We start from the raw sequence: 23,993 nt of genomic DNA, 5'->3' as shown, positions 1-23,993 counted from the left end.
GCGTTTGACGCCCAACAATCAATCGGTGACTGGCAACAGGTCGGTGAAGATGAAACCGTCCCGCTCCACGGTTTCCCCCACCCGGATTGCCAGCGGGCGCCGGAACATGGGCCCGTCGTAGGCCAGGGTGTGAAACTCGCCGTTTTCGCCGCATGGGTCCACTCCCTCGGGCAAGGCGGCGAGCAGGGCCGGATCGAAATCATGGCCACCCAGACCGACATCCAGCTTCTTCGGATCCAGCGCACTGATCCTCGCCTTCATGCCTGCCGCCATCATCTCCCGCGCCAGCTCGGGCGTCTTGCTGCCCCACAGCGGAAACAGCGGCTCTATGCCGGTTCCCGCCAGCTGCCGCTCGCGATAGGCCCGCACATCCTCGAGGAAGAGATCGCCAAACGCCATGTGACGGATCCCCTGCGCCAGCACATCGGCGATGAAGCCTTCCATGATGCGGGCATAATCCTCGTTGCTGCAGGGCCAGGGCAGATCGATGCAGATGATGGGCAGCCCCACGCACTTGGCCTGCTGCAACAGCAGTTGCTTGCGCACACCGTGCATCGCCACCCGCTCAAAGGCCTGATTGAGGGTGGTGAACAGCCCCACCACCTCGATGGCCGGATCCTGGCGCAGGCGATGCAGCGCCCAGGCGCAATCCTTGCCGCTGCTCCAGGAGAGCAATACCCGTTTCTTTTCCATGATTCTTCTCCCTGACGGGCGTCACTATGCCCCAAAAAGATGCAAGACAGTGTTGCGAATTGCGCGATTTACATACCGGGATGCAACAGCATACCCTCGAAGAGGAGCGTGTCCCCGGCAAGGATGGGGAACAATAACTAAAAAAAGCGATGGGAAACATAAGGATATGACGACAGCCACACAACACTACGATCACAGTCGCCCCCTCAACCGACAGGATTACAAGACCCTGAGCCTGGCGGCGCTGGGCGGCGCGCTGGAATTTTACGACTTCATCATCTTCGTCTTCTTCGCCGTGGTCATCGGCGAACTCTTCTTCCCGGCCGATATCCCCGAATGGTTGCGCCAGTTCCAGACCTTCGGCATCTTCGCCGCCGGCTATCTGGCCCGCCCGCTGGGGGGCATCATCATGGCCCACTTCGGCGATCTCATCGGCCGCAAGCGCATGTTCACCCTGAGCATCATCATGATGGCGCTGCCAACCCTGCTGATCGGCCTGCTGCCCACCTATGCCGCCCTCGGCATCGCCGCCCCGCTGCTGCTGCTGTTGCTGCGGATCCTGCAAGGGGCCGCTATCGGTGGTGAAGTGCCAGGGGCCTGGGTATTCGTGGCTGAACACGTGCCCGCCCGCCGGATTGGCCTCGCCTGCGGCACCCTGACCGCCGGACTGACGGCCGGCATCCTGCTCGGCTCCCTGGTGGCCACCGCCATCAACCGCAGCATGAGCCCGAGCGATGTGAGCGAGTGGGGCTGGCGTCTGGCCTTTGTGCTCGGCGGGGTATTCGGCATCGTCGCCATGTACCTGCGCCGCTGGCTGCACGAGACCCCGGTCTTTGCAGAGATGCAGGCCAACAAGTCCCTGGCCGAGGAGCTGCCGCTCAAGACGGTGCTGCGCGAGCACAAGGGCAGCGTCGTCGTCTCCATGCTGCTGACCTGGCTGCTCTCCGCCGGGATCGTGGTGGTGATCCTGATGACCCCCACCTACCTGCAGAAGGTGTATGGCATCACCCCCGCCGAGGCGCTGACCGCCAACTCCCTGGCCATAGTCGCGCTCACCCTGGGTTGCATCGCCTATGGTCGCCTCATCGACAGCCTAGGCAGCGGTCTGACCTTCATGCTGGGCTCCCTGCTGCTGGCGGGTTCCACTTATGCCTTCTACCACGGTCTGGTGGCGGGCACGGCCCAGCTGGTGCCCCTCTACATGCTGGCGGGATTTGCGGTCGGCATCGTCGGCGCCGTCCCCTATGTGATGGTCAACGCCTTCCCGGCAGTGGTCCGCTTCTCCGGCCTCTCCTTCTCCTACAACGTGGCCTACGCCATCTTCGGCGGCCTGACCCCCATGCTGGTCACCCTGTGGATGAAGAGCGACGTGCTGGCCCCCTCCCACTATGTGATGAGCCTGTCGGCCCTCGGCTTTGTCATCGGCCTCTGGCTCTGGGTCCAGCAGCGTAGCCAGCGCCAGACACTGCCCCAGACGGCCTGATACCCACTCTCAGTTCAGCCCCGACCCAGGTCGGGGCTTTTTGTACGGCCTGGGTTCAGTTTGCAGGGCATAATATAACCACCCTTTCGAAATCGGCCTGGTGCCGGCTTCATCCATCTACCCCTGTTCATCCGAGGCAATACATGTACTTTCAGGTCGTTCTGCTCGCCTTGCTGGCGTTGCTGCCCATGGTCAATCCGCCCACCACGGCCACCCTGTTGCTGGGGCTGAGCAAGGGAATGTCGCGAGAACATGTCCGCCGCCAGATCAATCTGGCCGCCATCTACCTGTTCTGCACCCTCTGCATCACCTTCTTCATCGGCTCTTCCATCCTGGATCTGTTCGGGATCTCCATCCCGGGTCTGCGACTGGCGGGAGGTCTCATCATCGGCTTCATCGGTTTTCGCATGTTGTTCCCGGCACCGAGCCAGGCCGACGGGGTGGATATCAACCAGAGCATCGCCTTCGTGCCGCTCACCATGCCCAGCATGTGCGGGCCAGGAACCATGGCGCTGGTGATCAGTGGCGCCGCCCAGATCGCGGAACTGCCCGATGACTACAACCGCATGACCATCTATGCCGCCATGGTCACCGCCTTCGCCCTGATGAGCCTGCTCAGCTGGGGCGTGCTGAAGCTGGCGGATCCTGTCTGCAAGATCCTGGGCGCCACCGGCATCGACGCCATGACCCGGATCATGGGTTTTCTGCTGGTATGCATGGGTATGCAATTTTGTATCAATGGAATCAAGGAGGTAGCTCAGGACCCGGTATTCCATGAAGCGCCGGCTACCCAGGCGATCACGGCTCCCGCACCTGAACCCGTCAATCTCGAGCAACTGCCGGGTGCCCGCCAGCACTGAGTGAAAGCGTTGTCAAAACAGGCTGACGATCTGCATTGATCTTGTCCCTGATCATGTTATTGACACATAAATGAGTTAGTCTGTTTTTCATACAGACTCTATTCAGAAGGACGCTGGTAGGTTTGTTGGTGAATACCCATTCAATTTCAGGAGAGTATGCTGATGGACAAGATGCTGACCGAAATAGGGAGCCATAGCCTGTTTCACGAGTACCTGAATGTGGTTGGGATCACTAGCCCTTCCCTTGCCAAGATCGAGCAGCGCTGGGAGTACAAGGATCAGGAGCACCTGGTCGCCAAGATCCAGATCGACAAGCAGGGCAATGCCCGCTACTTCATCGACGCCCGCGCCATCTCGGTCAATTGATGCCAATGATTGGATCCGCCCCGGTCAGCTGACCGGGGCTTTTTGTTGCCCGCCGCCAACCTGCCAGCAAAAACCCCGGCACAAGGCCGGGGTTTGAGTTTGCGCTCACCGCATCGATTGACGCTGTGAGCTGGCCAAGCCGACTTACGACGTGCCGCCCACGGTGAGCTGATCCAGCTTGAGGGTGGGCTGACCCACCCCGACCGGCACGCTCTGCCCCTCCTTGCCACAGACCCCCACCCCGCGATCGATCGCCAGATCGCGGCCTACCATGGAGACCTGGCTCATGGCCTCGGGGCCGTTGCCGATCAGGGTCGCCCCCTTGATGGGCGCAGTGATCTTGCCATCCTCGATGAGGTAGGCCTCGGAGGCGGAGAAGACGAACTTGCCGGAGGTGATGTCCACCTGACCGCCGCCGAAGTTGGGGGCATAGATCCCCTTCTTCACCGAGGCGATGATCTCGGCCGGGTCGTACTGACCCGCCAGCATGTAGGTGTTGGTCATGCGCGGCATCGGCAAGGCCGCGTAGGATTCGCGGCGGCCGTTGCCGGTCAGCGGCACCCCCATCAGACGGGCGTTCTGCTTGTCCTGCAGATAGCCCTTGAGAATGCCGTTCTCGATCAGCACGTTGTAGCCGCCCGGTGTCCCCTCGTCGTCGATGGAGACGGAGCCGCGCCGACCCGGCAGGGTACCGTCATCGACTATGGTGCAGTGTTTGGAGGCGACCTGCTCGCCGATGCGCCCGGCGAAGGCGGACGACCCCTTGCGGTTGAAGTCCCCCTCCAGGCCATGACCCACCGCTTCGTGCAGCAGCACACCCGGCCAGCCGGAGCCCAACACCACCGGCATAGTACCGGCCGGCGCATCGATGGCCTCCAGATTCACCAGCGCCTGGCGCACGGCTTCCCGCACATAACCGAAGGCGCGGCTCTCCAGCCCATCCAGTTCGAGGAAATAATCGTAACCGAAGCGGCCACCGCCGCCGGCACTGCCACGCTCGCGACGCTCACCCTTCTCGGCGATGACGGTCACCGAGAGGCGCACCAGTGGGCGCACGTCGGCGGCCAGGGTGCCGTCGGTGGCGGCCACCAGCACCTCTTCGTAGACCCCGCTGATGGAGGCCATCACCTGATTGATGGCGGGATCCAGGCTGCGGGCGAACTTGTCCATCTGCTCCAGCAGGGCGATCTTCTGCTGCTTGTCGAGGGTCTGCAGGGGATCCAGCGCCGGATAGAGCAGGTTGGCCTCGGTTCTGGCCCACGCCTTCACCTTGCCCCGGGCGCCGGCGGCAGCAATACCGCGGGCGGCAGTCACCGACTGCTGCAGCGCCAGCAGGCTCAGTTCGTCGGAGTAGGCGAAGCCGGTCTTCTCGCCGCAGACGGCGCGCACCCCGACCCCCTGATCGATGTTGTAGCTGCCATCTTTCACGATGCCATCTTCCAGCATCCAGGACTCATGCCAGCTGCGCTGGAAATAGAGGTCGCCGAACTCCACCTGATGGCTCATCAGGCTGCCGAGCAGCTGTTGCAGGCGTCCTTCGTCGAGATCGTTCGGGGCCAACAGGGAGGCACTAACCTGGCTCAATAGACTCAAATCTTTCTCTCCAATCTCGATGCGAGATGTCGTAACAGTTAATTCGTGCGAATCGACCAGAGGGTCGATTGGCGAAGCGTAATCGGACGTCAAAGACACCATCGGGTTTGCGAGCGTCCGCTCCCCCCGCCACAGGGCGGATCGAACCTGCGCATGTTCACAGCAACCTGACGTGTTGCAGCACCGGCAAACGGCTGCGTTTCAATTCTTCACCACACCATCAGAGCAAACGGGCGTGTTACAGCACTGGCAAACGGCTGCGTTTCAGTTCTTCACCACACCATCAGAGCAAACGGGTGTGTTGCAGCACCGGCAAACCGCTGCGTTTCAGTTCTTTACCACAGCATCAGAGCAAACGGGCGTGCTCCATCACGGGCATGGTGCGTTTCAATTCATCGACAAGCCCGCCATCCATCTTCGCCAGCACGGTGGCGCGCCCCGCGCTCTGGCAGGCCAGCACCCGACCCCAGGGGTCGATCACCATGCTGTGACCCCAGGTCTGGCGTCCCGTCTCATGGGTGCCCCCCTGGTTGGCGGCCACCACATAACACTGGTTTTCAATGGCACGGGCCCGTAGCAGCGGCTCCCAGTGCGCCTCACCGGTCACGGCGGTGAAGGCGGCGGGCACCAGCAGCACCCGGGCACCGGCACGGGCCAGCTGGCGATAGAGCTCGGGAAAGCGCAAATCATAACAGATGGAGAGGCCGAGGGGACCAAAGGGGGAGTCCACCGTAACGGGCGCATCCCCCGGGCTGAAGGTCTCCGACTCCCGATAACGCCCCTGATTGTCGGCCACGTCCACGTCGAACAGGTGGATCTTGTGGTAATGCCCCTTGAGCACGCCAGCCGGATCAAACACCAGCGAGCTGGTGTGGATGTGATCCGATCCCGGGATCCTGGTCGGCATGGCCCCGGCTACCAGCCAGATGCCGTGTTCGCGGGCCCACGCGGCAAGCTGTTGCTGGATCGGCGCTGCTCCACTCAGATCGGGGCCGATCGTCTCGGCCCCGTCCAGATAGCCCTGGCGCTCGCCAAACAGGGCAAAATTCTCCGGCAACAGCACCAGCAGCGGCCGTTCGGCCGGCAATGCCGCCAGCTCGGCGGCAATCTGCGCCCGGTTATCCTGCCAGTGACGGCCAGACACCAGCTGTATTGCGGCTAACCACATGACTCACTCCTTGAGATTGGGGGCACCATCAACGCTGATCCGGCCCGCTGTGTTTGGGGGTCAGCAGGAAGGGGCTGACCTCGTTGGCAGGCAGGGTGGGCGCGACCTCTTCCACCGCCTCTTTCTGCTGCTGGTTGAGCTTGATCCTGGCCCTGTCACGCCCCGCCTCGACCAGTTTGGGAGCATCGAGCGGACCCGAGATCCAGAAATCGATCCGGGTCACCACATCCACCACGGGCTCCAGCAACTTGGAGAGAGCCAACACATAGAGGCCGGTCACCGGGGTGAGGGAGAAGGCCGCCACCACCGGCAGGGTGCCCCCCAGATTGGGGGAGAAGCTCAGCTCGTAGTCGAGCCGCCAGCGCACCAGATCGGCCACCCCTTCCCCACGCAGGTTGCCTGCGGCGCCCTTCATGTAAAAGTCGTCGTTGCTCACCTGCCCCTGTTTGATGTTGACCGAGGCCGACATGGATTCGAAGTAGAAGCCCTTGTCGAACACATCGCGAAAATCGAGGCGCAGCTTGCGGATCAGGGAGTCCAGACTCAGTAATGAGAGTAGCCGTGCCCCCTTGTCGCTGACCTCCCGCAGTGTGCCACCCTCCAGCTGGTAGTTGGCGCTGCCCGCCAGGGTGGGCAGGCTCAGACGATAGGGAGCATCCTGCCAGTTCACATCAAACGATAGTGAGCCCGGCGCGTCGCTGATGGGGGAGGTATAGCCAAGGCGCTTGACCAGCAACTCACTGTTGTTGCTGGTCAGCTTGCCACGGGCCCGGGTCTGCATCCGCCCGCCATTGTTGCGCCAATCGACGCTGCCGGTCAGCTGGCTGCCCGCCAGTCGCATGTCCAGCCCTTTGAGGGTCAGCCTGTCGGCACCGGGCAGCAGCTCCCCCTTGACCTCGCCCAGCGGCAACTCGCCGAAACGGCAGTCCACGCAGCTGAAGGTGAGCCAGGGGATGGCGTCCATGATGGCCTTGTCCTGCTTCGCATCGGGCTCGGGGCGCAGATCCGAACTCTTGCCCGACCAATAGATGCGGGCAAACTTGGCATCGACCGGCTGATTGGGGACGACTGGCAGGCGGATCACCCCCATCACGTCGGGGCTGTCGATCATCACCTCGGTGGCCTGCTTGACCGGCCCCACGGTGAAACGGGTCGCCTTGAGAGTGGCGCTGCCGATATTGGCGCGGGCCAGCTGGCCATCCACCCACCAATCCTGCGGCAGGAAAGAGGGACCGACCACTGCGTTGCCGCCCTTGCCCTGGGCTGGCAGCCACTGCTTGAGGCGGGCCAGCCAGCCTCCCACATCGGCCTCCTGCTGGTTAATGGCCAGCAACATGGGCACATCCCGCAATATCCTGGCACCGGGCTGCCCCACATCGACCCGCACCCGGCTGAGATGAGGTTCCCCCTCGCCGTACACCAGCCGGGTCTGCATATCCACATCGGCTCCCAGCACGGCGCGAATGTCGGCACTGCCGTCGCGGCCCCGCGCGGTCACCTTGAGCGGCAACCGCTCCGGAGCTGCCTTGGTCAGCGGTTTGGGCAAGTCCAGCCCCATCCCCTGCAGGTTGGAGTCGAGCGCCAGATGGAAGCTGAATGGCTTGTCATCGGGCAGGGCCAGATCGAGCTTTCCACTCCAGTTGCTGCGGCCGGCGAGGATGCCGTACGAGGCGATGGCGGGGGGCTGGCGACGGCTGTCCCACTCCCCCTTGAAGCCGAGGTCGACCTGATAGCGATCCGGGTGCTGACGGCCCTGATAGTTGAGGGTCAGCGGCTGGTTCCACAGGGTCGCCTTGAGATTGCTGAAACGGGTCTGTTCGTTGTCATACTCAAGCTTGCCCTGCACCTGCTCCAGCGGCAGATCCAGGCTGGCAACCCGTACCTTGTTGTTGTTGAAGGTGGCATCGCCGCTCGCCTTCACCTCGCTCTCGCCATCGAGGGGGATATCCAGCTTGACTGTCCCCTTCAAGGGGCCGCGCACCTCGACCTCCCGCAGCGCCTGCCCCACGGTCCCCCCCAACGGGGAGTCCTGCAGGTAGTCGCTGATGGCCTTGCCCTCGCCCGCCACCCTGGCATCCACATAGAGATGGGCCCCCGGATAGAGATCCGGGATCCAGGCATGGACCGAGTCGGAACTCGCCTTGCCGAGGCGGGTGGAGCGGCTGCGCATGTCCAGGCTGGCGTTCTGGAACAGGAGATCTATCTGCAGGTCGGTGAGCGGTTGCCAACCGGGGAAGAACTCGTAGGTGGCCTTCTCCAGCGGCACCGCCACCTGGAAGATCCCCTCGCCCTTGCTGTAGGGAAAATCCCGGAACTCGCCGTACCAGAGCAGATCGGCCCCCTTCGCCTTGCCCCCTTTAATGGCACCGCTCAGGTAGTCCACCAGCTCCTTGTCCATCGCCTGCAGCGGGAAGTAGCGATCGGCGTTGCCCGCATTCTTGACGTCGATGCGACCGGTCAGGGCGAGGAAGGGGTGCTCGAACAGATCGAGCCGAAAACGGCTGGCGAGGCGCAGGTCCGGGTTGTCCAGCGCTATGTCCTGGCCATAGAGCACCCAGCCCTGCGACTCGCGCCACCAGTCGAGGCGGGCCGAGAAGCTGTCGATGGGGATCACTTCCTTGAAGTGACGGGCCGGATCCAGCTTGTCCTTGCCGAGAGTCAGCCTGGCGCTGCCGCCGCTCGGGGTGAGCCAGAATTCGCCGTTGAGGTCCTGCACCCCGGGCACATCCTGCCAGGCATTGACCTTGATGTGTGAGAAGTTTCCGCTCAGCGACAGCCCCTGCCAGTCGGCCTTTGCCTGCAGGACGAGATCCTGGATCTTGCCGCTCGGGCTGGTGCGTTTGAGGGTCTCGGCCAGCTCGGGATAGAGGCCTGAGACCAGCTGGCTCAGGTTGGTAACCTGATCGAGATCGATTTGCGGCACATAGCCGCGGATCCGCGAACCGACCCGTTCGAGCTGCAACCGGCTGCGCAGCCAGGACTTGTCATCGAGCTTGAAGGTCACGTTGTGGCTGGCCAGTTGCCAATCCTCGCCATCCCGGCGCAGCTGGATCTTGCCGCCGTCGAGGGCGAGGCGATGCAGTTTGCGCTTCTTGGGATCCTTCCAGATCAGGTAGTTGTTGCCAAAGGCCAGCAGGCTATCCCCCAGCTGGCCGTCGGCAAACTCGCTCCAGAGCTGGAAGTCGAGCTGGCCCGCAATCTTGGGCTCACCGGCATGGATCCGCGCCAGCAGGGGGGTGATGTCGAGCTGGCTGGCCCCCAGATAAAGCCGGCCCTTGAGGGTATCGAGCCGGGTACTCGAAGCATCCACATCCAGGATAAGATCGAGGGTGCTCTCGCCGACCCCGTTGATGAGATAGGCCTTGCCGACCCCCTGATGACGCTTGCCCCGGTTCTGCCAGCGCAGCTGGGCGATATCCAGCGCCCGCAGCTCGCCGAGAGCGGTGGTGACGTTGAGGCGGGTATTGAGCACATCGAAGGTGGAGAGCTGGGTCAGCAGGAAGCGCAACAGCGCCCGCTGCTGGGGATCGTGGCTGGATGGGGTCTTATCGGCCGGCTGGCTGAAATCGAGGGTGATCTCCCCATCTCCCAGGATCAACTCGCCGAAGACCGGCTTGAGTTCGTTGAGGGAGCGCCAGAAGTCGAGATGTGCCCAGACCTTCCCCAGTTTGACGGCAAAACGCCCCGAGTCCGGGGCGATGGAGAGTTGCTGCAGTTCGAGGGCAGGGCCAGCACGGGTCCAATCCAGCCCTACCTCTCCCACACTTACCTTCAGCTGGCTGTCGGCCAGCAGGGTATCGAGCAGTGCCTGACGGTGCTGATTGAGCAAAGGACCCCCAACCCGTACCAGCGTGACCACCATGGCCAGCAGTACGAACAGGATCCCCAGGGCCAGCCAGCCCCGACTCAGCCAGCGATAGACCAATTACATCATCACCACGTCAAACTGCTCCTGACCACAGAGAGGTTCGCTCACCACCCGTACCTGCTTGCCGATGAAGACTTCCAGCTCCGCGAGGCTGTGGGACTCTTCGCCGTGAAGATAGTCGGCCACCGCCGGGGCAGCATAGACGGTGAACTGATCCGCATCGTAGGCGCGGTTGACCCGGATGATCTCCCGCAGGATCTCGAAGCAGACCGACTCCACCGTTTTGACCCGGCCGCGCCCCTTGCACTCGGGACACTCGGAGCAGAGCACGTGCTCCAGGCTCTCGCGGGTGCGCTTGCGGGTCATCTCCACCAGGCCGAGCTGGGAGAAGCCGTTGACGTTGGTCTTGGCTCTGTCCTTGGCCAGCGCCTGCTCCAGGCTGTGCAGCACCCGGCGACGATGATCTTCCGACTGCATGTCGATGAAGTCGATGATGATGATGCCGCCGAGATTGCGCAGCCGCAGGTGACGGGCGATGGCCGCCGTCGCCTCGACGTTGGTGTTGAAGATGGTCTCTTCCAGGTTGCGATGGCCGACGAAGGCACCGGTGTTGATGTCCACCGTGGTCATCGCCTCGGTCTGGTCGATGATGAGGTAGCCGCCGGATTTGAGCTCCACCTTGCGCTCCAGAGCGCGCTGGATCTCGTTCTCCACGTCGTAGAGATCGAAGATGGGAGACTCGCCGGGGTAGTATTCCAGCTTGCCGGCGAGCTCGGGCACGTACTCCTCGGTGAAGCGCTTGAGCTGCTCGAAGCTCTGGCGCGAATCGACCCGGATCTTGTCGAGCTCGGTACCGACGAAGTCGCGCACCACCCGAAAAGCGAGGCTGGGGTCCTCATAGAGGATCTTGCAGGGGGGATACTTCTGCTTGCGCTCGAGGATCTTGCGCCACAGGCGTTTCAGGAAGGCGGCATCCTGCTCCAGCTCCTGCTCCCCCACCCCTTCGGCGGCGGTACGGATGATGTAACCACCCAGCTCGTCCACATAGCCAGCCACGGTACGCTTGAGGCGCTCCCGTTCCGCTTCGGACTCGATGCGCTGGGAAACCCCCACGTGAGCGCTGCCCGGCATGAACACCAGATAGCGGGAAGGCAGGGTGATGTCGGTGGTGAGGCGCGCCCCCTTGGTGCCCAGCGGGTCTTTGACCACCTGCACCATGATGTCCTGCCCCTGGCGCACCAGCTCGGCGATATTGCCGACCTGGAACTGCTCCTTCTCCTTCACCGCCACGCACTCGGTGTGCGGGACTATGTCGGAGGCGTGCAGGAAGGCCGCCTTGTCCATGCCGATATCGACGAAGGCCGCCTGCATGCCGGGCAGCACCCGGCTGATCTTGCCTTTATAGATATTGCCGACGATGCCGCGTTTGGCCTGACGTTCGACGTGCACTTCCTGCAGCTGGCCGTTTTCGACCAGAGCGACCCGGGTTTCGGAGGGGGTAACGTTAACCAGTAGTTCTACCGACATAAGTAACCTTGCCTGTTCCAGTTTTGAATTCTATGAAGCCAATCCGGCACAACTCGCGCAAGGAAGACGCAGCAGAGCCCAGCTGACGGGAAATTATTTGAGCTGTTCCAGATGGTGTTTGATCAGCAGATCCGTCTCCAGCAGGGGCAGGCCGACCACGGCGCTGTAGCTCCCCTCGATGCGGCTGACGAACTTGCCCGCAATCCCCTGAATGCCGTAAGCCCCGGCCTTGTCACAGGGCTCACCGGTTTGCCAATAGGCCTCGATCTCGGCCTCATCCAGCTTGCGAAAGGCCACGTTGGTGGTGACCAGCCGCACGTCGCAGCGCTCCGGAGTGGCCAGCGCCACCGCTGTCATCACCTGGTGCACCTTGCCGGAGAGCGCCTCCAGCATGTCTTTGGCATCCAGCAGATCGGAGGGCTTCTCCAGCACCCGGTCGCCCAGCACCACTATGGTGTCGGCTCCCAGCACCGGCAACGCCGTCGGCGCACACGCCAGCCCGGCCATCGCCTTGTCACGGGCGAGGCGGCAGACGTAATCCTGCGCCTTTTCCCCCTCCTCGCGCTGTTCCGGCACGTCCAGCCTGAGTACCTCAAAGCGGTAGCCCAGCTGGGTCAGCAGTTCATGACGGCGGGGCGAGCCCGAGGCGAGATAGAGTTGCGGTTCGTTGTTCTTGTTCATATTTACCTGATATTGAAGCGGCGCCGCACCTTGCGCAGCACCAGAAACACCCAGGGCCATATTAGCATCGTCGTCAACGTCGACCAAAAATAGGCGAAGTTGAGGCTGGCCCGGCTGAACAGGTGTTCTGCCCAGAATACCGTCACCTTGCCCACCAGTGACAGGCCGCCGATGATCAGCGCCTGTTGCCACAGAGAGAAGTTACGGATCTTCTGGAACTGGAAGGCCGCCAGATAGGTGGTGATGGCCATCGCCATGGCCCGCACCCCGAGCGTGCTGCCCAGCAGCACGTCCAGCAGCAGGCCGGCCACCCAGGCGGTGCCGACGTTGGTTCGGTGCGGCAGCGCCAGCGCCCAGTAGATCAGCACCATGGCTAACCAGTCGGGGCGGAAAGGATCAAATTCGAAAGGAAGCGGCAGGATCGACAGGCTCAAGGCCAGCAGGATGGAAATCCAGATCCAGACCCTGCCGCTGGCGGGTTGTAACATCAGCGGGTGGCTCCTGCGGCGGACGCTGCCGGTGCGGCCCGTTCGCCTTCCTCATCATCTCGTACGTCAGGTTTCTTGTCAGTCCACAGCAACAGCAGGTAGCGCAGGCGATCCAGCTCCACCAGCGGCTTGGCCTCGACCTGGGCGAAGGGCTTGCCCTCCACATAGTCGGAGCGGGTTACTGTGGCCACCGGGTAGCCTTCCGGGAAGCGTCCGCCAAGGCCGGAGGTGACCAGCAGATCGCCGACCTGCACGTCGGTATTGCGCGGCAGGTTGCGCAGCTCCAGCTTGTCCAGCTCACCACTGCCGGAGGCGATGGCGCGCAGATCGTTGCGCAGCACCCGCACCGGAATGCCGTGGCTGGAGTCGGTGATGAGCAGCACCCGGCTGGTTGTGGAGCCCACGTGCAGCACCTGGCCGATGACCCCCTGATCGTTGATCACCGCCTGGCCGTTGTAGACGCCATCCAGCGCCCCCTTGTTGATCAGCACCTGGTGGCTGAAGGGATCGGAATCCACCGACAGCAGCTCGGCCACCATCTTGCGGGAATCCTTGTGCACCGGGGAACCGAGCAGCTCGCGCAGGCGCTGGTTCTCATGTTCCAGATGATCCATCTTCAGCAGGCGCGAGCGCAGGGTGAACAGCTGCTGCTCCTGTTGCTTGGTCTGCTCGATGAGATCGGCCCGGGTCTGCACCTGGGTCGACATGGTGTCGAGCAGGGTACCGGGGGCATTGGCCATGTATTGCAACGGACTGACGAGTGAACTCAGGTAGACGCGGACATGGGTAAACACACCGAAGCGGGAGTCCGCGACGATGGCTGCGATGGAGATGATGACGGCGAGAAACAACCGTAACTGAAGCGAAGGGCCTCTACCAAAAATGGGTTTCATGGGTCGTCAAAAAAGAGCCGGCACGCTGGCCGGCTTTGGGTCTTATTCGTAGTGGAACAGATCGCCACCGTGCATATCGATCAGCTCCAGCGCCTTGCCGCCACCACGGGCCACACAGGTGAGGGGATCTTCGGCGACGACCACTGGGATGCCGGTCTCTTCCATCAGCAGACGGTCGATGTCTTTAAGCAGGGCACCACCACCGGTCAGCACCATGCCGCGCTCGGAGATGTCGGAGGCCAGCTCGGGCGGAGACTGCTCCAGCGCCACCATGACCGCCGCGACGATGCCGGAGAGCGGCTCTTGCAGCGCTTCCAGGATCTCGTTGGAGTTCAGGGTGAAGCTGCGCGGTACCCCTTCGGCCAGGTTGCGGCCACGGACTTCGATCTCGCGCACCTCTTCACCCGGATAGGCGGAGCCGATCTCGTGCTTGATACGCTCGGCGGTGGCTTCACCGATCAGGCTGCCGTAGTTGCGACGGACATAGCTGATGATGGCTTCGTCGAACTTGTCGCCACCGATGCGCACGGACTGGGAGTAGACCACACCGTTCAGGGAGATGATGGCCACTTCGGTGGTACCACCACCGATATCCACCACCATGGAACCGGTCGCTTCGGAGACCGGCAGGCCGGCACCGATGGCGGCAGCCATGGGTTCGTCGATCAGGTAAACCTCACGGGCGCCGGCGCCCAGTGCGGATTCCTTGATGGCGCGACGTTCCACCTGGGTGGAGCCGCACGGTACACACACCAGCACGCGCGGGCTGGGGCGGAAATAGTTGTTGTCGTGAACCTGCTTGATGAAGTGTTGCAACATCTTCTCGGTCACGTAGAAATCGGCGATCACACCGTCTTTCATCGGGCGAATCGCGGAAATATTGCCCGGGGTACGGCCCAGCATCTGCTTGGCGGCATGGCCAACGGCAGCGACCGATTTGGCGTTCCCGCGCTCTTGGCGAATGGCGACAACTGAGGGTTCGTTAAGGACGATCCCTTGATCTTTTACATAGATCAGGGTGTTGGCAGTTCCCAGGTCGATCGACAGATCGTTGGAAAAAACGCCTCTGAGCTTTTTGAACATGGCTACGGGAAATCCTAAGAATTGGGAGGTGCAGAAAATCGGCTAACTTTACCAATGCCCACCCCAATGGGCAAGCGCTCAAACTGTCGCCAATCAATCACGCACGACAAAAATGCGAGTCGTCACTCACTGTCCCGGGCTTATAAACGCTCATAAACCGAAAATCAGGGGAAAGGTACTCACCTGTTCCCCTGTCGGATTCTGTCAGTTCAAAACTTCGCGTCGATAAATAATCCGGTCATTGCCCCGCGCCGAGCCAAAAATAGCCTCCCCCTGCAGGGAATCGGGATCGCTCAGCCAGAGGGGTGCCGCAGGTTGCCTGGCCAGATCGATCCGGTAGGGAATGCGCACCGCTATCCCGGGCGGGGCGAAGTGGAACAGAAGCTCGCCATCGCTGGCGATGGCAGATACGCCACCTGGGGCCGAGCGCCCCAGCCCCAGCCTGATCTTGCGGTTATCACCCAAATCGAGATCCCGGCTGGCGTCATCGAAGTGCTGGCCCGCGCCAGGGAAGCTGAATCCCCCATTGGCCAGCGAGAGCGCGGTACATTGATCCTGCGTGTTCAACCGCCAGTTACCGGCTTGGTAATATTGCATCTGCTGGACAATGGCGAGGGGGGCCGATGCAAGCCCAGCTTCCGTACCCGCACTCACGCGACCAAAATAGGCGGTCATGGCGGCAGAATCGATCAATCTGGCATTGCACTGGCCGCCGCTGCACACCCCCTGCACCACCTCGTTGAAATCCGGATCGGCAATCAGGGTATGGCCACCATCGTTATCCTTCATATAAAGACCGAATAACAAGGATTGGTAAGGCCCATCCGGCTGTGTCTCCGATAGGCGTAAAAACGCGCTCACTTCATCCAGCTTGGCCAACCCGTTTTCCCAGGGAAGGGCCGACAAACTCTGTAGCCGGGTCGAAAGGGAGTGACCATCCCTGTCATTGGCCGTGGTCAGATAAGCGCTGCCCTTGGCAAAGGCGTCCTTGTAGTTTTGAGTCTGCCCCCCGGCCCGATTGCGCGCCATGATCTCCAGCTGGACACCAAAAGGCTGACCCATATAGCTGAACTGGCCACAGGCCGGGATGATATCCCCGCGAACCAGATTAAAATCCCAGGGCACAAAGCGCCCAATGGGACTGCTCCAGCGCAGAGGCACCTCCAGTTGTGGTGACTCGGTCTGATAACCGGGATAGGGGATAAAATTGCTGACACCCGCTTTGAGCACCCCCACCTCATCCCATTGCGCAGCGGTAAGACTCATACCGTTAGCGACAGATAGAGATGTCGGTGACGGTGTGCCACTGACCCCTGAGCTCGGAGCCAAGGTCGCCCACTGCAAAGGCAAGTTTGTCGCCCCGAAGCCGGCCGTGGTCACGCCCTGTCGATTGATCGCCTGAGCCAGTAGTGTGTAGGTTTCCCCCGCCTTGCGATATACGCCACAATTCCCCATATAGCTGGCATCATCCGAACCACTACAGGCCGGTTGATCCTGACCGCGCAAGAGAATGGCACTTGGCAACACGGCCACCGTATCGCTGCCGGTCAGGGTCAGGGAACCGGTGGTATCGCTCTTCTGGAAAGTAGCATCCAGCCGCAACACGCCGGCATCCGGATACTTCAGTGCCAGCTGGCCCACCCCGTTGCCATCGAACAGCACGCTTACGCTGCCAGTTGGCGTCAACGCACTGTCATTGATCGACGGGACTGAACTGCTGGTCGGCTCGGACACCAGCTTGGCGTGGCCAAACTGAAGGGTCTGGTTACCCGTCAGCAGGGGGACGCAGACCCGGGTTGCTCCGGCATCGTTGGAACGGATAGCCCGGATCGTCGTGCTGGCCGTGTCACCCGCATAAAAGGTAGAGAAATCAAAACGCAGGGCCGCATCGGTAAAACTCATGGAACAACTGTTATCAAGCACTCCGTCCCGATAGCAGCGCAATGGTGCGCTCGGGGCGCTGCTCGTCAGTCCCAAGGTGACATTCCCGCTGGTCAGGCGGGAGAGAGTCAGCGCCGCCTGGCCAGACGAGCCAACAGTCACAGGATTGCTACTCCAGCCACTGGCAGGTGCAAGTGTCACCTCGGCGCCATCCACGTAACGCTGGCTGCAATTATTATCCTGGCAAGCCAACAGCTGGATCGATGCCCCTTCGCAGGTCAATGACTGCGAAGGGTAGTAAAGCTCGTAGTGATCCGGCCCCTGCTGGATGGATTCACACTCATAACCGCTGCTGTCTATGACGGAGTGGTAACCCATAACGACGCTGGCTGAGCTGACTCGCCCATGCCAATAGGAGTTGGATCCCATATACAGGGAGCTCCCCTCTATCTGATAAAGCAGACCGCTGATGGTATCCAGGTTATCCATCACCACCTGGCCATAACTGACCAGCAATAGCTGGTTGATATCCCCGCGCCGGTTTACCCCGGGACTGTTGATCAGGTTTGCCGAATCCATGACCAGAGATTTGACAAACAATCTGACCGGCCCATCCAGCACGATGGAAGTGTCGGAATCCATCCACAGCTCTTCAATCCAGTAATCCCCGGCCGCCAGACGAACCGTGTAGGGCTTGCCTCCTCGCCCTCCATCCAGCCGCAAGTTTTTGATGTAAAGACCGGCCTGCCGGATATCCAGCGATGCCATATAGGACGTTTCAATAAGGCCAAAACGGTTGCCATTGGCCGCTGTCAGTTGGTAATGAGTGTCATAGGGAATACGCAGATTAGACCCGCCAGGAAGCGGAAAACGGGATGCGGGCAACGAGAGCGATGAAGTGTTTCCTGCTGGCAAACACTGGTCACGATCACAGGCTTGCAGATAGGAACCTTTTATCATGCCGCTGTTGTAATACCCCAAAGAGCCGTTTTTTGTTCCCCAAATAAATCCATTGGGAGGTCCATTATGAGAGCCCCCCAGATCAAGATAGTGATTAACGTTTCGCCCCTGCACCGGATAGGGAAATGCCTGCTGGCACAATGCAGCAAAATCAGTCACGGCAGGAATGGGGGTATAGCGCAGGATAATATCGTCCCATGAGATATCATCACGATCCGCTCTGCTCAACGTCTCAATCCAGAGTTCATAGTTACCGGCAGACAGTTCGTAATTGATATCCCAATTCACATCACCATTGCCGCTGAAATAAAACACCAGCGGGGTGTCCACAGAACCCTGAGTGCGGATAAACATGCGGCTGCCATTGGCTATAGACCAATCACGCAAGTTATAAAGCGTCAGGTTATCGAGGCGGGATTTCTCTGGCAGGGTAAACCCTAATTTTACATAAGTACCTGATGGGGCTGGCGGATACCAACGATTGGCATCCACGTTGTCACCAATATGGGTGCGTTCGATGAAATGCACCGCATTGCTGCTGCCACTGGAGACCAGACGAATACCGCTAAAACGAAAATCATCCCAATCCTGGCAATTGTTCCAAAATCGCCCCAAGTAATATCCATTGGAATAACAGCCACCCCACACAGCCATCCGGTATTCACCAGCAGGCAGATTGATCAGCCCGGTGACCCGGTCCGGAGTCATCAGGGAAGCTTGTGCATCAACCACCACGGAACCGTATGCATTCCAGATAACAATATTGACGCCACCGTGCAGTCCAGACTGCCCCTCCACCCGGATCTCCGAAATCGCCTGTGACTCGGAGAGAGAGAAGTGGATGGGGGCAACGGGGAAAAACCCGCCACCGTAATTGCCAACCATCGTCGTAGGGCGCAGCGCATCGTTGCGGTTGTCGCCGACATAGAATGAGCCCGGCAACCATACATCTGCCCACAACACCTGAGAACACAACAGACAAACCAGCAGGCAAAGGTAGCGAACAAGGGACATCATGGTGTGGCTCCGCCATAGGCTTCAATGGTGACCGTCCGACTGACGGCAAAATCCGGGTTGGCACTGGCCAGATCATCCTGGCCGCAGGTCCCCGTGCTGAGCAGACGGTAGCCGTTTACTGTCTCTCCCTGATAGGTGATGGGTCGTTGCACACACTCGACCCGCACCTGACAGCTGGCCAGGCCCTGATCGGTGCCAAAGGTAGGGGGCACATTGACCAGATCGCAGAGGTTGGCCGGGGCTGGTGCGGCTGGGAGCTTGGGGAATAATTGAGACAAGGCCATCTCCAGCCCGCTCTGGGCCGCCAGCAAGGCACGCACGCTGCGCACCTCCACGGTATTTTTCTCGCTGCTGTCCGTCAGCATGCGACCGAGCGCCGCTGCCAGCAGGGCCATCACCACGATGACAAACAGGGCGATCATCAGGGCGCTGCCTCTTGCGCGGGTCGGCCTTCTCACATCAGGGCACATTGCTTACCCCTATCTTGTGGTTGAAGGTAACCGACTCCCCCTTGCGCTCGAACACGAACCTGACCCCAAACTCCCCCGAGGCATTGAAGGCGGCAGGCTCCCGATAGAAGCTGCCGACACGGATCCACTCCGCCATCAGACTCGGTGAAGAGAGCTCCTCGCCAATCGGCCCGCTGCTGCGAAACAACCGGCTTCCCTCCACGCAATAACGCACCTGCTGGCGCGCGAAGTAGACCCGGTTGGCGGGGGAGAGGCCATCCAGCAGCTCGGAAGCGGCATAATGAACCGCTTGTACGCCGGTCACCGGTGCCTGTACTGCGTTCACCCTGGCTACGCAGTTGCCATAGACGCATCCCTGTGTGAGGGAGTCACCATCGCTGCGGGGGATGGGAAACACGACCAGCAGATCACGGTTTGCCGCCACGGCACCGCCATCATCCTGCAACGGATTGGCCGCCGAAGCCGGGGTCTGCATCAAGAGTTCCAGGGTGCCGGCACTGCCGGAGACGGCACGGTTCAGGGTGAGATAACGACTGGTGGCACTGATGGGCCAAAAACGCAGGCAGGAGCCGCTATCCACCCAGTCGCCTGTCGCCGTTTCAATGCGCAGCGAACCGGGCACGGCATCGCGCACCTCGCGATTGAGTCGCTCCATGGCAAAGCGGGCATCGCTCATCAGCTGCTCACGACTGCTGGCCTCGCCGTAGATCTGGCTGCCGATACCGATAAACTGGCTGCTGAAGGTCGCCATGATGCCAAGCAGCAGGATCACCATCACCAGCTCGACCAAGGTAAACCCGCTCACGGACTGCCGGGGGGCGCCAAGTCTGCACGACCCGGTTGCGGAGTGTCTCGTGAATATCGGGTTGCCCATCAGTAGTTCCCCCGATAGAGGGAGAAGTCGAGTACGCTGCGATCGGGCAGCCGTACTTGCAGCTCGATACGCTTGCCCACCGAGCAGGGTTCGGTGCAGCTTTGAAAGCTGCCATCGCTGAAATCGACGCCGCTCACTGCGATCTTTACCTGATAGTTGGGGTACTCGTCGCCACTGACACCCGCCGAGGTCTGAGTGAAGCGATTGGCATCGACCCAGTTGCCTGCCGTATCGAAGTCATCCACATCGTTGTAGGCGTAGGGCGCCGGCTCGCCGTCCGGGCCATAGCTGGTCGAGCAGGCCGGGATGGTGACACCGGTGACCGTCTCGCCACAACGGTAGCGGCCACCGTTGTGATCCGACTGCTCATCGAATGACTTTTGCAGGATCTCGCCGGCAAGGCGCTGGGCCAGTTGGGCGGCACGCACCTGCTGCACCGGATCCACCGCCCTGGGGGCCTGGTTGATAAGCAACCCGAGTATGCCGGTCAGCGCCACCGCCAGCAGCACTATGCCGACGATCAGCTCAATCAGGGTAAAGCCGCGCTCAGGGGATCTCATGGATATCCCCCTCGGATTCAATCTGGATACGACCGGCTTCCCGCCCATCACTGACCTGCACTATGCACCCATTGCTGCAAACCCCCAGCGGGCGCCCCATCCGATCGAAACGCAACACGAAACTGTTGTTGTTATTCAAGGAGATCGTCATGCCGGCTGAGGGGATGACAGGGCGGCCTCGCGTACGCAAATTGTCGCTCCAGCCAGCAATAGAGCCAGGCGCAGGGCAAGTAGTGCCGGCCATGGACTGGGTGATATGGGCGAATCGGGAAGCGTCGACCACCAGCTGGGTACAACGGTTGGCGGGTTCATGCATATTGACTGTCTGTACCAGCCGCAGGCGGGTCAGCAGTTCATCGCGCAGGCTTTGGGTTTCAACGCCGCCTTTGCCCAGCCATTTGGGCACGGCAAAGGCGGCCAGAATCCCGAGCAGCAGGATCACCACGACCAGTTCAATCAGGGTAAAGCCCTTGGTTGCAGCCATGGGTCTTCTCATCAGGTAAAAGAGAAAGCGAGGCCGAAGCCTCGCCTTCCTGGTCATTACTGACCGCAGTCAGTACTGATGGCGATGGAGGGGACACCACCCACTGCCGTGATGGCATTACTGTAAGTCACGGCACATTTGCTGTTGGGCTCGTTGCTCGGTTTGAAAGTACCAGCAGAGCCAGACACTTCGCTCCAACCGTCCAGTGCGACTGTCTTGCCGGCATCAGCAGTCACCGGATAGCCAAACTTGGTGTTAATGGTGGTACCTGCGACAGAAACGGCACCGGAAGTGCTCTCGATGCCCTGAATGGCTGCCTTGCTGTATACCAGTTGGGAGGAACTCTGCAGGGATGCCTTCACGCCATTGGCCGCGGCCAGACGCGCATCATCCTGCAGATTCAGGAACTTGGGTGCAGCAGTCACCGCCAGAATGCCCAGAATGATGATCACGATGACCAGCTCGATCAGGGTAAAACCCGCCTGTTTTTTCATTTCATTTTCCTCTGTTAATTGATGTTGGTGGTCACCTGGCCGGAGGCCGGACGGTAACTGAAACTCATAAAGGCATCCGTGCTGCCCTGCGGATCCTGATACTTGCCATCGCTGCCCTTGCTCAGGCTGTTGACCAGATAGTAACGACAGACCGAATCCAGGCCGTTATTGGTCACGCTGACATAATATTTCAGGTCATTGCCACTACCACGCACCTCGCTGAAGCTGGTGGTAGCCTTGGGCGGGTTTTGCAGCAGCCCCTCCCAAATCTTGAGGCAGCGCTGGGCGCTCAAGTTGGCCGGATCCACATCGATGCCCCCTTCGGCGGACGTATCCATGGGATAGCCTGGCGAGAGCTCGCCATTGCTGATCTGGGTCTCGGTCGGCGTGGTCAGGTAGAAGCGGGAACCGTCATAGAGCACGGTATTGAGCCCGTCCTGCTTGGCACGCCCCTCGGCCTCCCACTGGGCCCGCACCAGCGACACGCCGGTGGCAAAGCCGCCAGAAACCCCTTCCACGCTCGCCTTCTTGGCCTCGTCGGTCACGTCGAGAAAGCGTGGCAACGCCGTCACCGCCAGGATCCCCAGGATCACGATGACGATCACCAGTTCGATCAGGGAGAAGCCGGCAGCCAGCTTCACCATCCCTCTGTGCGGGATTGTTGATGCCCTTGATTTCATTGCCATACTCCCTCCGAAATGGGCGTTATTATTTCATGTGAGTTCAAAAAAATCATGTAGTTGACCCATTTATCAGGCCTCATTCAGAGCGCTTCGTCACACGCCCGTCAGAAAATTGATACATCAGCCAATAACCGTCCCAACCAATTTCGCATCCGCTACCATCCGGACGGGCCAGAAACTGCAGAGGCGGCATGCCGCTCTCCGCCTCCCCGACAAGTGTCAACCAAAGCTGACGGCAGTTGCCGGAGGGAGATTGCGGCGGCATCACCGCAAGCGGCCAACCCCGCTCATCGAACTGCCACGCGAGATCACCGGCATGGAGCAGTGACGGTCGCCGCTCGTCGAGCCAGAGACCGTGCAAGCGCTGTACCCGCTCGGCAAACTGCTCCCCGAGCAGGGTGAGGGTGACTCGCTGCGCCTCCTCCCGGTTGTCCTGATAGCTCTGCACCAGGGTGGCGACGATGATCATCAGCAGGATCAGGGTGATCCCCAGCCGATAGCCGCTCAACCAGCGTTCATCCTGTTGTGACTGCCTGCTCATCTTGTCCCGCACTCCCCCAACCGACCTGTCCGTTATCGGTTGCTCATCACTTACCGCAAACAGCCCGCATCATGTCCCACCATATGACCGTAAAGACGCGACCTATTGACCTCGAACGGCACGCATCATGTCCCACATGGGCGTAAAGATACCGAGCGCCAGGATCAGCACCATGACCGCCACTATCCCGATCAGGATGGGTTCGATGCGGGCAGTGAGGCTCTTGAGGTCGTAATCCACCTCCCGCTCGTAATACTCGGCTGCCTCGTGCAACAGATCATCCACCTGACCTGTCTCCTCCCCCACAGCGATCATCTGCATCACCAGCGGGGTGAACAGGCCGCTGCCACCGGCGGTGCGCAGCAGGCTTTCGCCCCGCTCAATGCCGGCCCGCATATCACGGATCCGGCCCGCCATGTAAGCGTTGTCCACCGCGTCGGCCACTAGGGTCAGCGCCGTGTTCAGCGGCACCCCGGCCTTGAGCATCATGGAAAAGCTGCGGGCGAAGCGGGCCAGCAGGGAGCGCTCTATGATGGTGCCGACGATGGGCAGTTTCAGCTGCCATCTGTGCCAGGTCAGCTTGCCCTGCTCACTGGCGGTCCAGCGCCGCCAGCCGAATACCATGGCACAGAGGATGGCGAGCAGCAGCCACCAGTAGTGGACGAAGAAGTGGGAGGTGGCGAGCAGGATCCGGGTCGCCAGCGGCAGCTCCACCCCGAACTTGGCGAACATGCCGGCAAACACCGGGATCACCATGACATTGAGGATCACCATGGCGATGGCGATGGCGATCAGCACGAAGCTGGGGTAGCGCATGGCGGTCTTGATCCGCTTGCGGGTCTCCAGCTCCAGTTCGAAATAGGTGGCCAGCTGCAGGAAGGCCTCCTCCAGCTGACCCGTGTTCTCCCCCACGTGGATGATGGCGACAAACAGGCTGCTAAATACCTTGGGATGGGCCTGCATCGAGCTCGACAGCGGCCGGCCGTTGCCCAGATCCTCCCCCAGCGCGTGGAGTGCCCGCTTGAGGGGCTTGCTATGGGTGCTCTCCTCCAGCCCGGCGATGGCGCGCAGGATCGGGATCCCCGCCCGGGTCAGGGCATACATCTGACGACTGAAGATCACCAGCTCCTCGAGCCGCACACCCCCCTCCAGCAACAGTGACCAGTCGATGGACGCCGATTTGGCCTTGCTGGCTTTCAGCTCGGTGGGCATCACCCCACGGCGCATCAGCTGCTCGGCAGCCGCCATCTCGTTGGCGGCCTCCACCACGCCGCTGGTGGCATTGCCCTGGCTGTCGCGTCCCTTGTAGGCAAAGTTGGCCATCGC

General features: G+C 61.2%; 21 protein-coding genes. 3 read left to right on the top strand and 18 right to left on the bottom strand.

Annotation, left to right across the window (positions count from 1 at the left end; genetic code table 11):
- Positions 1–18: 18 nt before the first annotated feature.
- On the bottom strand, positions 19–693 hold the full coding sequence (locus MRK42_RS02025) for an ATP-binding protein (protein WP_354688845.1): 675 nt from the start codon (positions 691–693) through the stop codon (positions 19–21).
- A gap of 166 nt (positions 694–859) precedes the next feature.
- Here MRK42_RS02025 and MRK42_RS02020 point away from each other — a divergent pair, with 166 nt between their 5' ends.
- The 3 genes from MRK42_RS02020 (at position 860) to MRK42_RS02010 (ending at position 3,402) form a co-directional block, all read left to right on the top strand.
- A complete protein-coding gene (locus tag MRK42_RS02020) occupies positions 860–2,176 on the top strand; it encodes an MFS transporter (RefSeq protein WP_354688844.1) in 1,317 nt (438 codons plus the stop codon).
- A gap of 143 nt (positions 2,177–2,319) precedes the next feature.
- Complete coding sequence (locus MRK42_RS02015; protein ID WP_354688843.1) at positions 2,320–3,036, top strand: MarC family NAAT transporter; 717 nt, start codon at positions 2,320–2,322, stop codon at positions 3,034–3,036.
- Positions 3,037–3,198: 162 nt separating this feature from the next.
- Entirely contained in the window at positions 3,199–3,402 is a 204-nt protein-coding gene (locus tag MRK42_RS02010) for a hypothetical protein (protein WP_026457710.1), read from the top strand.
- 144 nt (positions 3,403–3,546) lie between these two features.
- On the opposite strand, the gene tldD is transcribed toward MRK42_RS02010, so the two are convergent.
- The 17 genes from tldD to MRK42_RS01925 all read right to left on the bottom strand — a co-directional run bounded on the left by tldD (position 3,547) and on the right by MRK42_RS01925 (position 23,990).
- Positions 3,547–4,995, bottom strand: a complete 1,449-nt coding sequence (tldD, locus tag MRK42_RS02005; protein WP_354688842.1) for a metalloprotease TldD — start codon at positions 4,993–4,995, stop codon at positions 3,547–3,549.
- Between the two features lie 346 nt (positions 4,996–5,341).
- Positions 5,342–6,163, bottom strand: coding sequence for a carbon-nitrogen hydrolase family protein (locus tag MRK42_RS02000; protein WP_354688841.1), 822 nt, complete (start codon positions 6,161–6,163; stop codon positions 5,342–5,344).
- Between the two features lie 28 nt (positions 6,164–6,191).
- Positions 6,192–10,088: a YhdP family protein gene (locus tag MRK42_RS01995; RefSeq protein WP_354688840.1), complete on the bottom strand. Its 3,897-nt coding sequence runs from the start codon at positions 10,086–10,088 to the stop codon at positions 6,192–6,194.
- Positions 10,089–11,558: a ribonuclease G gene (rng, locus tag MRK42_RS01990; RefSeq protein WP_042029033.1), complete on the bottom strand. Its 1,470-nt coding sequence runs from the start codon at positions 11,556–11,558 to the stop codon at positions 10,089–10,091.
- 93 nt (positions 11,559–11,651) lie between these two features.
- Positions 11,652–12,239: a Maf family protein gene (locus MRK42_RS01985; protein WP_042029032.1), complete on the bottom strand. Its 588-nt coding sequence runs from the start codon at positions 12,237–12,239 to the stop codon at positions 11,652–11,654.
- Between the two features lie 2 nt (positions 12,240–12,241).
- Positions 12,242–12,727 (bottom strand): rod shape-determining protein MreD, encoded by a 486-nt coding sequence (gene mreD / locus MRK42_RS01980; protein WP_026458460.1) that lies wholly within the window; start codon positions 12,725–12,727, stop codon positions 12,242–12,244.
- Positions 12,727–13,620 (bottom strand): rod shape-determining protein MreC, encoded by an 894-nt coding sequence (gene mreC / locus MRK42_RS01975; RefSeq protein WP_061476914.1) that lies wholly within the window; start codon positions 13,618–13,620, stop codon positions 12,727–12,729. The genes mreD and mreC overlap by 1 nt, the downstream gene beginning before the upstream one ends.
- 42 nt (positions 13,621–13,662) lie before the next feature.
- The gene (locus MRK42_RS01970) at positions 13,663–14,703 is read right to left on the bottom strand and encodes a rod shape-determining protein (protein ID WP_005340051.1); all 1,041 of its coding nucleotides are present in this window, start codon (positions 14,701–14,703) and stop codon (positions 13,663–13,665) included.
- Between the two features lie 204 nt (positions 14,704–14,907).
- Positions 14,908–18,561: a DUF6701 domain-containing protein gene (locus MRK42_RS01965; protein WP_342017997.1), complete on the bottom strand. Its 3,654-nt coding sequence runs from the start codon at positions 18,559–18,561 to the stop codon at positions 14,908–14,910.
- Complete coding sequence (locus tag MRK42_RS01960) at positions 18,558–19,031, bottom strand: MSHA biogenesis protein MshP (protein WP_042070295.1); 474 nt, start codon at positions 19,029–19,031, stop codon at positions 18,558–18,560. Before MRK42_RS01960 ends, MRK42_RS01965 begins: the two co-directional genes overlap by 4 nt.
- Entirely contained in the window at positions 19,021–19,836 is an 816-nt protein-coding gene (locus MRK42_RS01955) for a type II secretion system protein (RefSeq protein ID WP_354688839.1), read from the bottom strand. The genes MRK42_RS01960 and MRK42_RS01955 overlap by 11 nt, the downstream gene beginning before the upstream one ends.
- Before the next feature lie 68 nt (positions 19,837–19,904).
- Positions 19,905–20,465, bottom strand: a complete 561-nt coding sequence (locus MRK42_RS01950) for a prepilin-type N-terminal cleavage/methylation domain-containing protein (protein WP_026455902.1) — start codon at positions 20,463–20,465, stop codon at positions 19,905–19,907.
- A complete protein-coding gene (locus MRK42_RS01945) occupies positions 20,452–20,949 on the bottom strand; it encodes a type II secretion system protein (RefSeq protein WP_354688838.1) in 498 nt (165 codons plus the stop codon). Before MRK42_RS01945 ends, MRK42_RS01950 begins: the two co-directional genes overlap by 14 nt.
- 56 nt (positions 20,950–21,005) lie before the next feature.
- Complete coding sequence (locus MRK42_RS01940) at positions 21,006–21,443, bottom strand: prepilin-type N-terminal cleavage/methylation domain-containing protein (protein WP_026455900.1); 438 nt, start codon at positions 21,441–21,443, stop codon at positions 21,006–21,008.
- 14 nt (positions 21,444–21,457) lie between these two features.
- Entirely contained in the window at positions 21,458–22,123 is a 666-nt protein-coding gene (gene mshB, locus MRK42_RS01935; RefSeq protein WP_354688837.1) for an MSHA fimbrial major subunit MshB, read from the bottom strand.
- Positions 22,124–22,202: 79 nt separating this feature from the next.
- Positions 22,203–22,667, bottom strand: a complete 465-nt coding sequence (locus MRK42_RS01930; RefSeq protein ID WP_354688836.1) for a hypothetical protein — start codon at positions 22,665–22,667, stop codon at positions 22,203–22,205.
- Positions 22,668–22,769: 102 nt separating this feature from the next.
- Complete coding sequence (locus MRK42_RS01925) at positions 22,770–23,990, bottom strand: type II secretion system F family protein (protein ID WP_354688835.1); 1,221 nt, start codon at positions 23,988–23,990, stop codon at positions 22,770–22,772.
- Positions 23,991–23,993: the final 3 nt, after the last annotated feature.

It is taken from the genome of Aeromonas sp. 19NY04SH05-1 (assembly GCF_040581895.1).
GTDB classification, from domain to species: Bacteria; Pseudomonadota; Gammaproteobacteria; order Enterobacterales; family Aeromonadaceae; genus Aeromonas; species Aeromonas enteropelogenes.
This window is presented reverse-complemented; position numbering and strand designations above follow the sequence as displayed.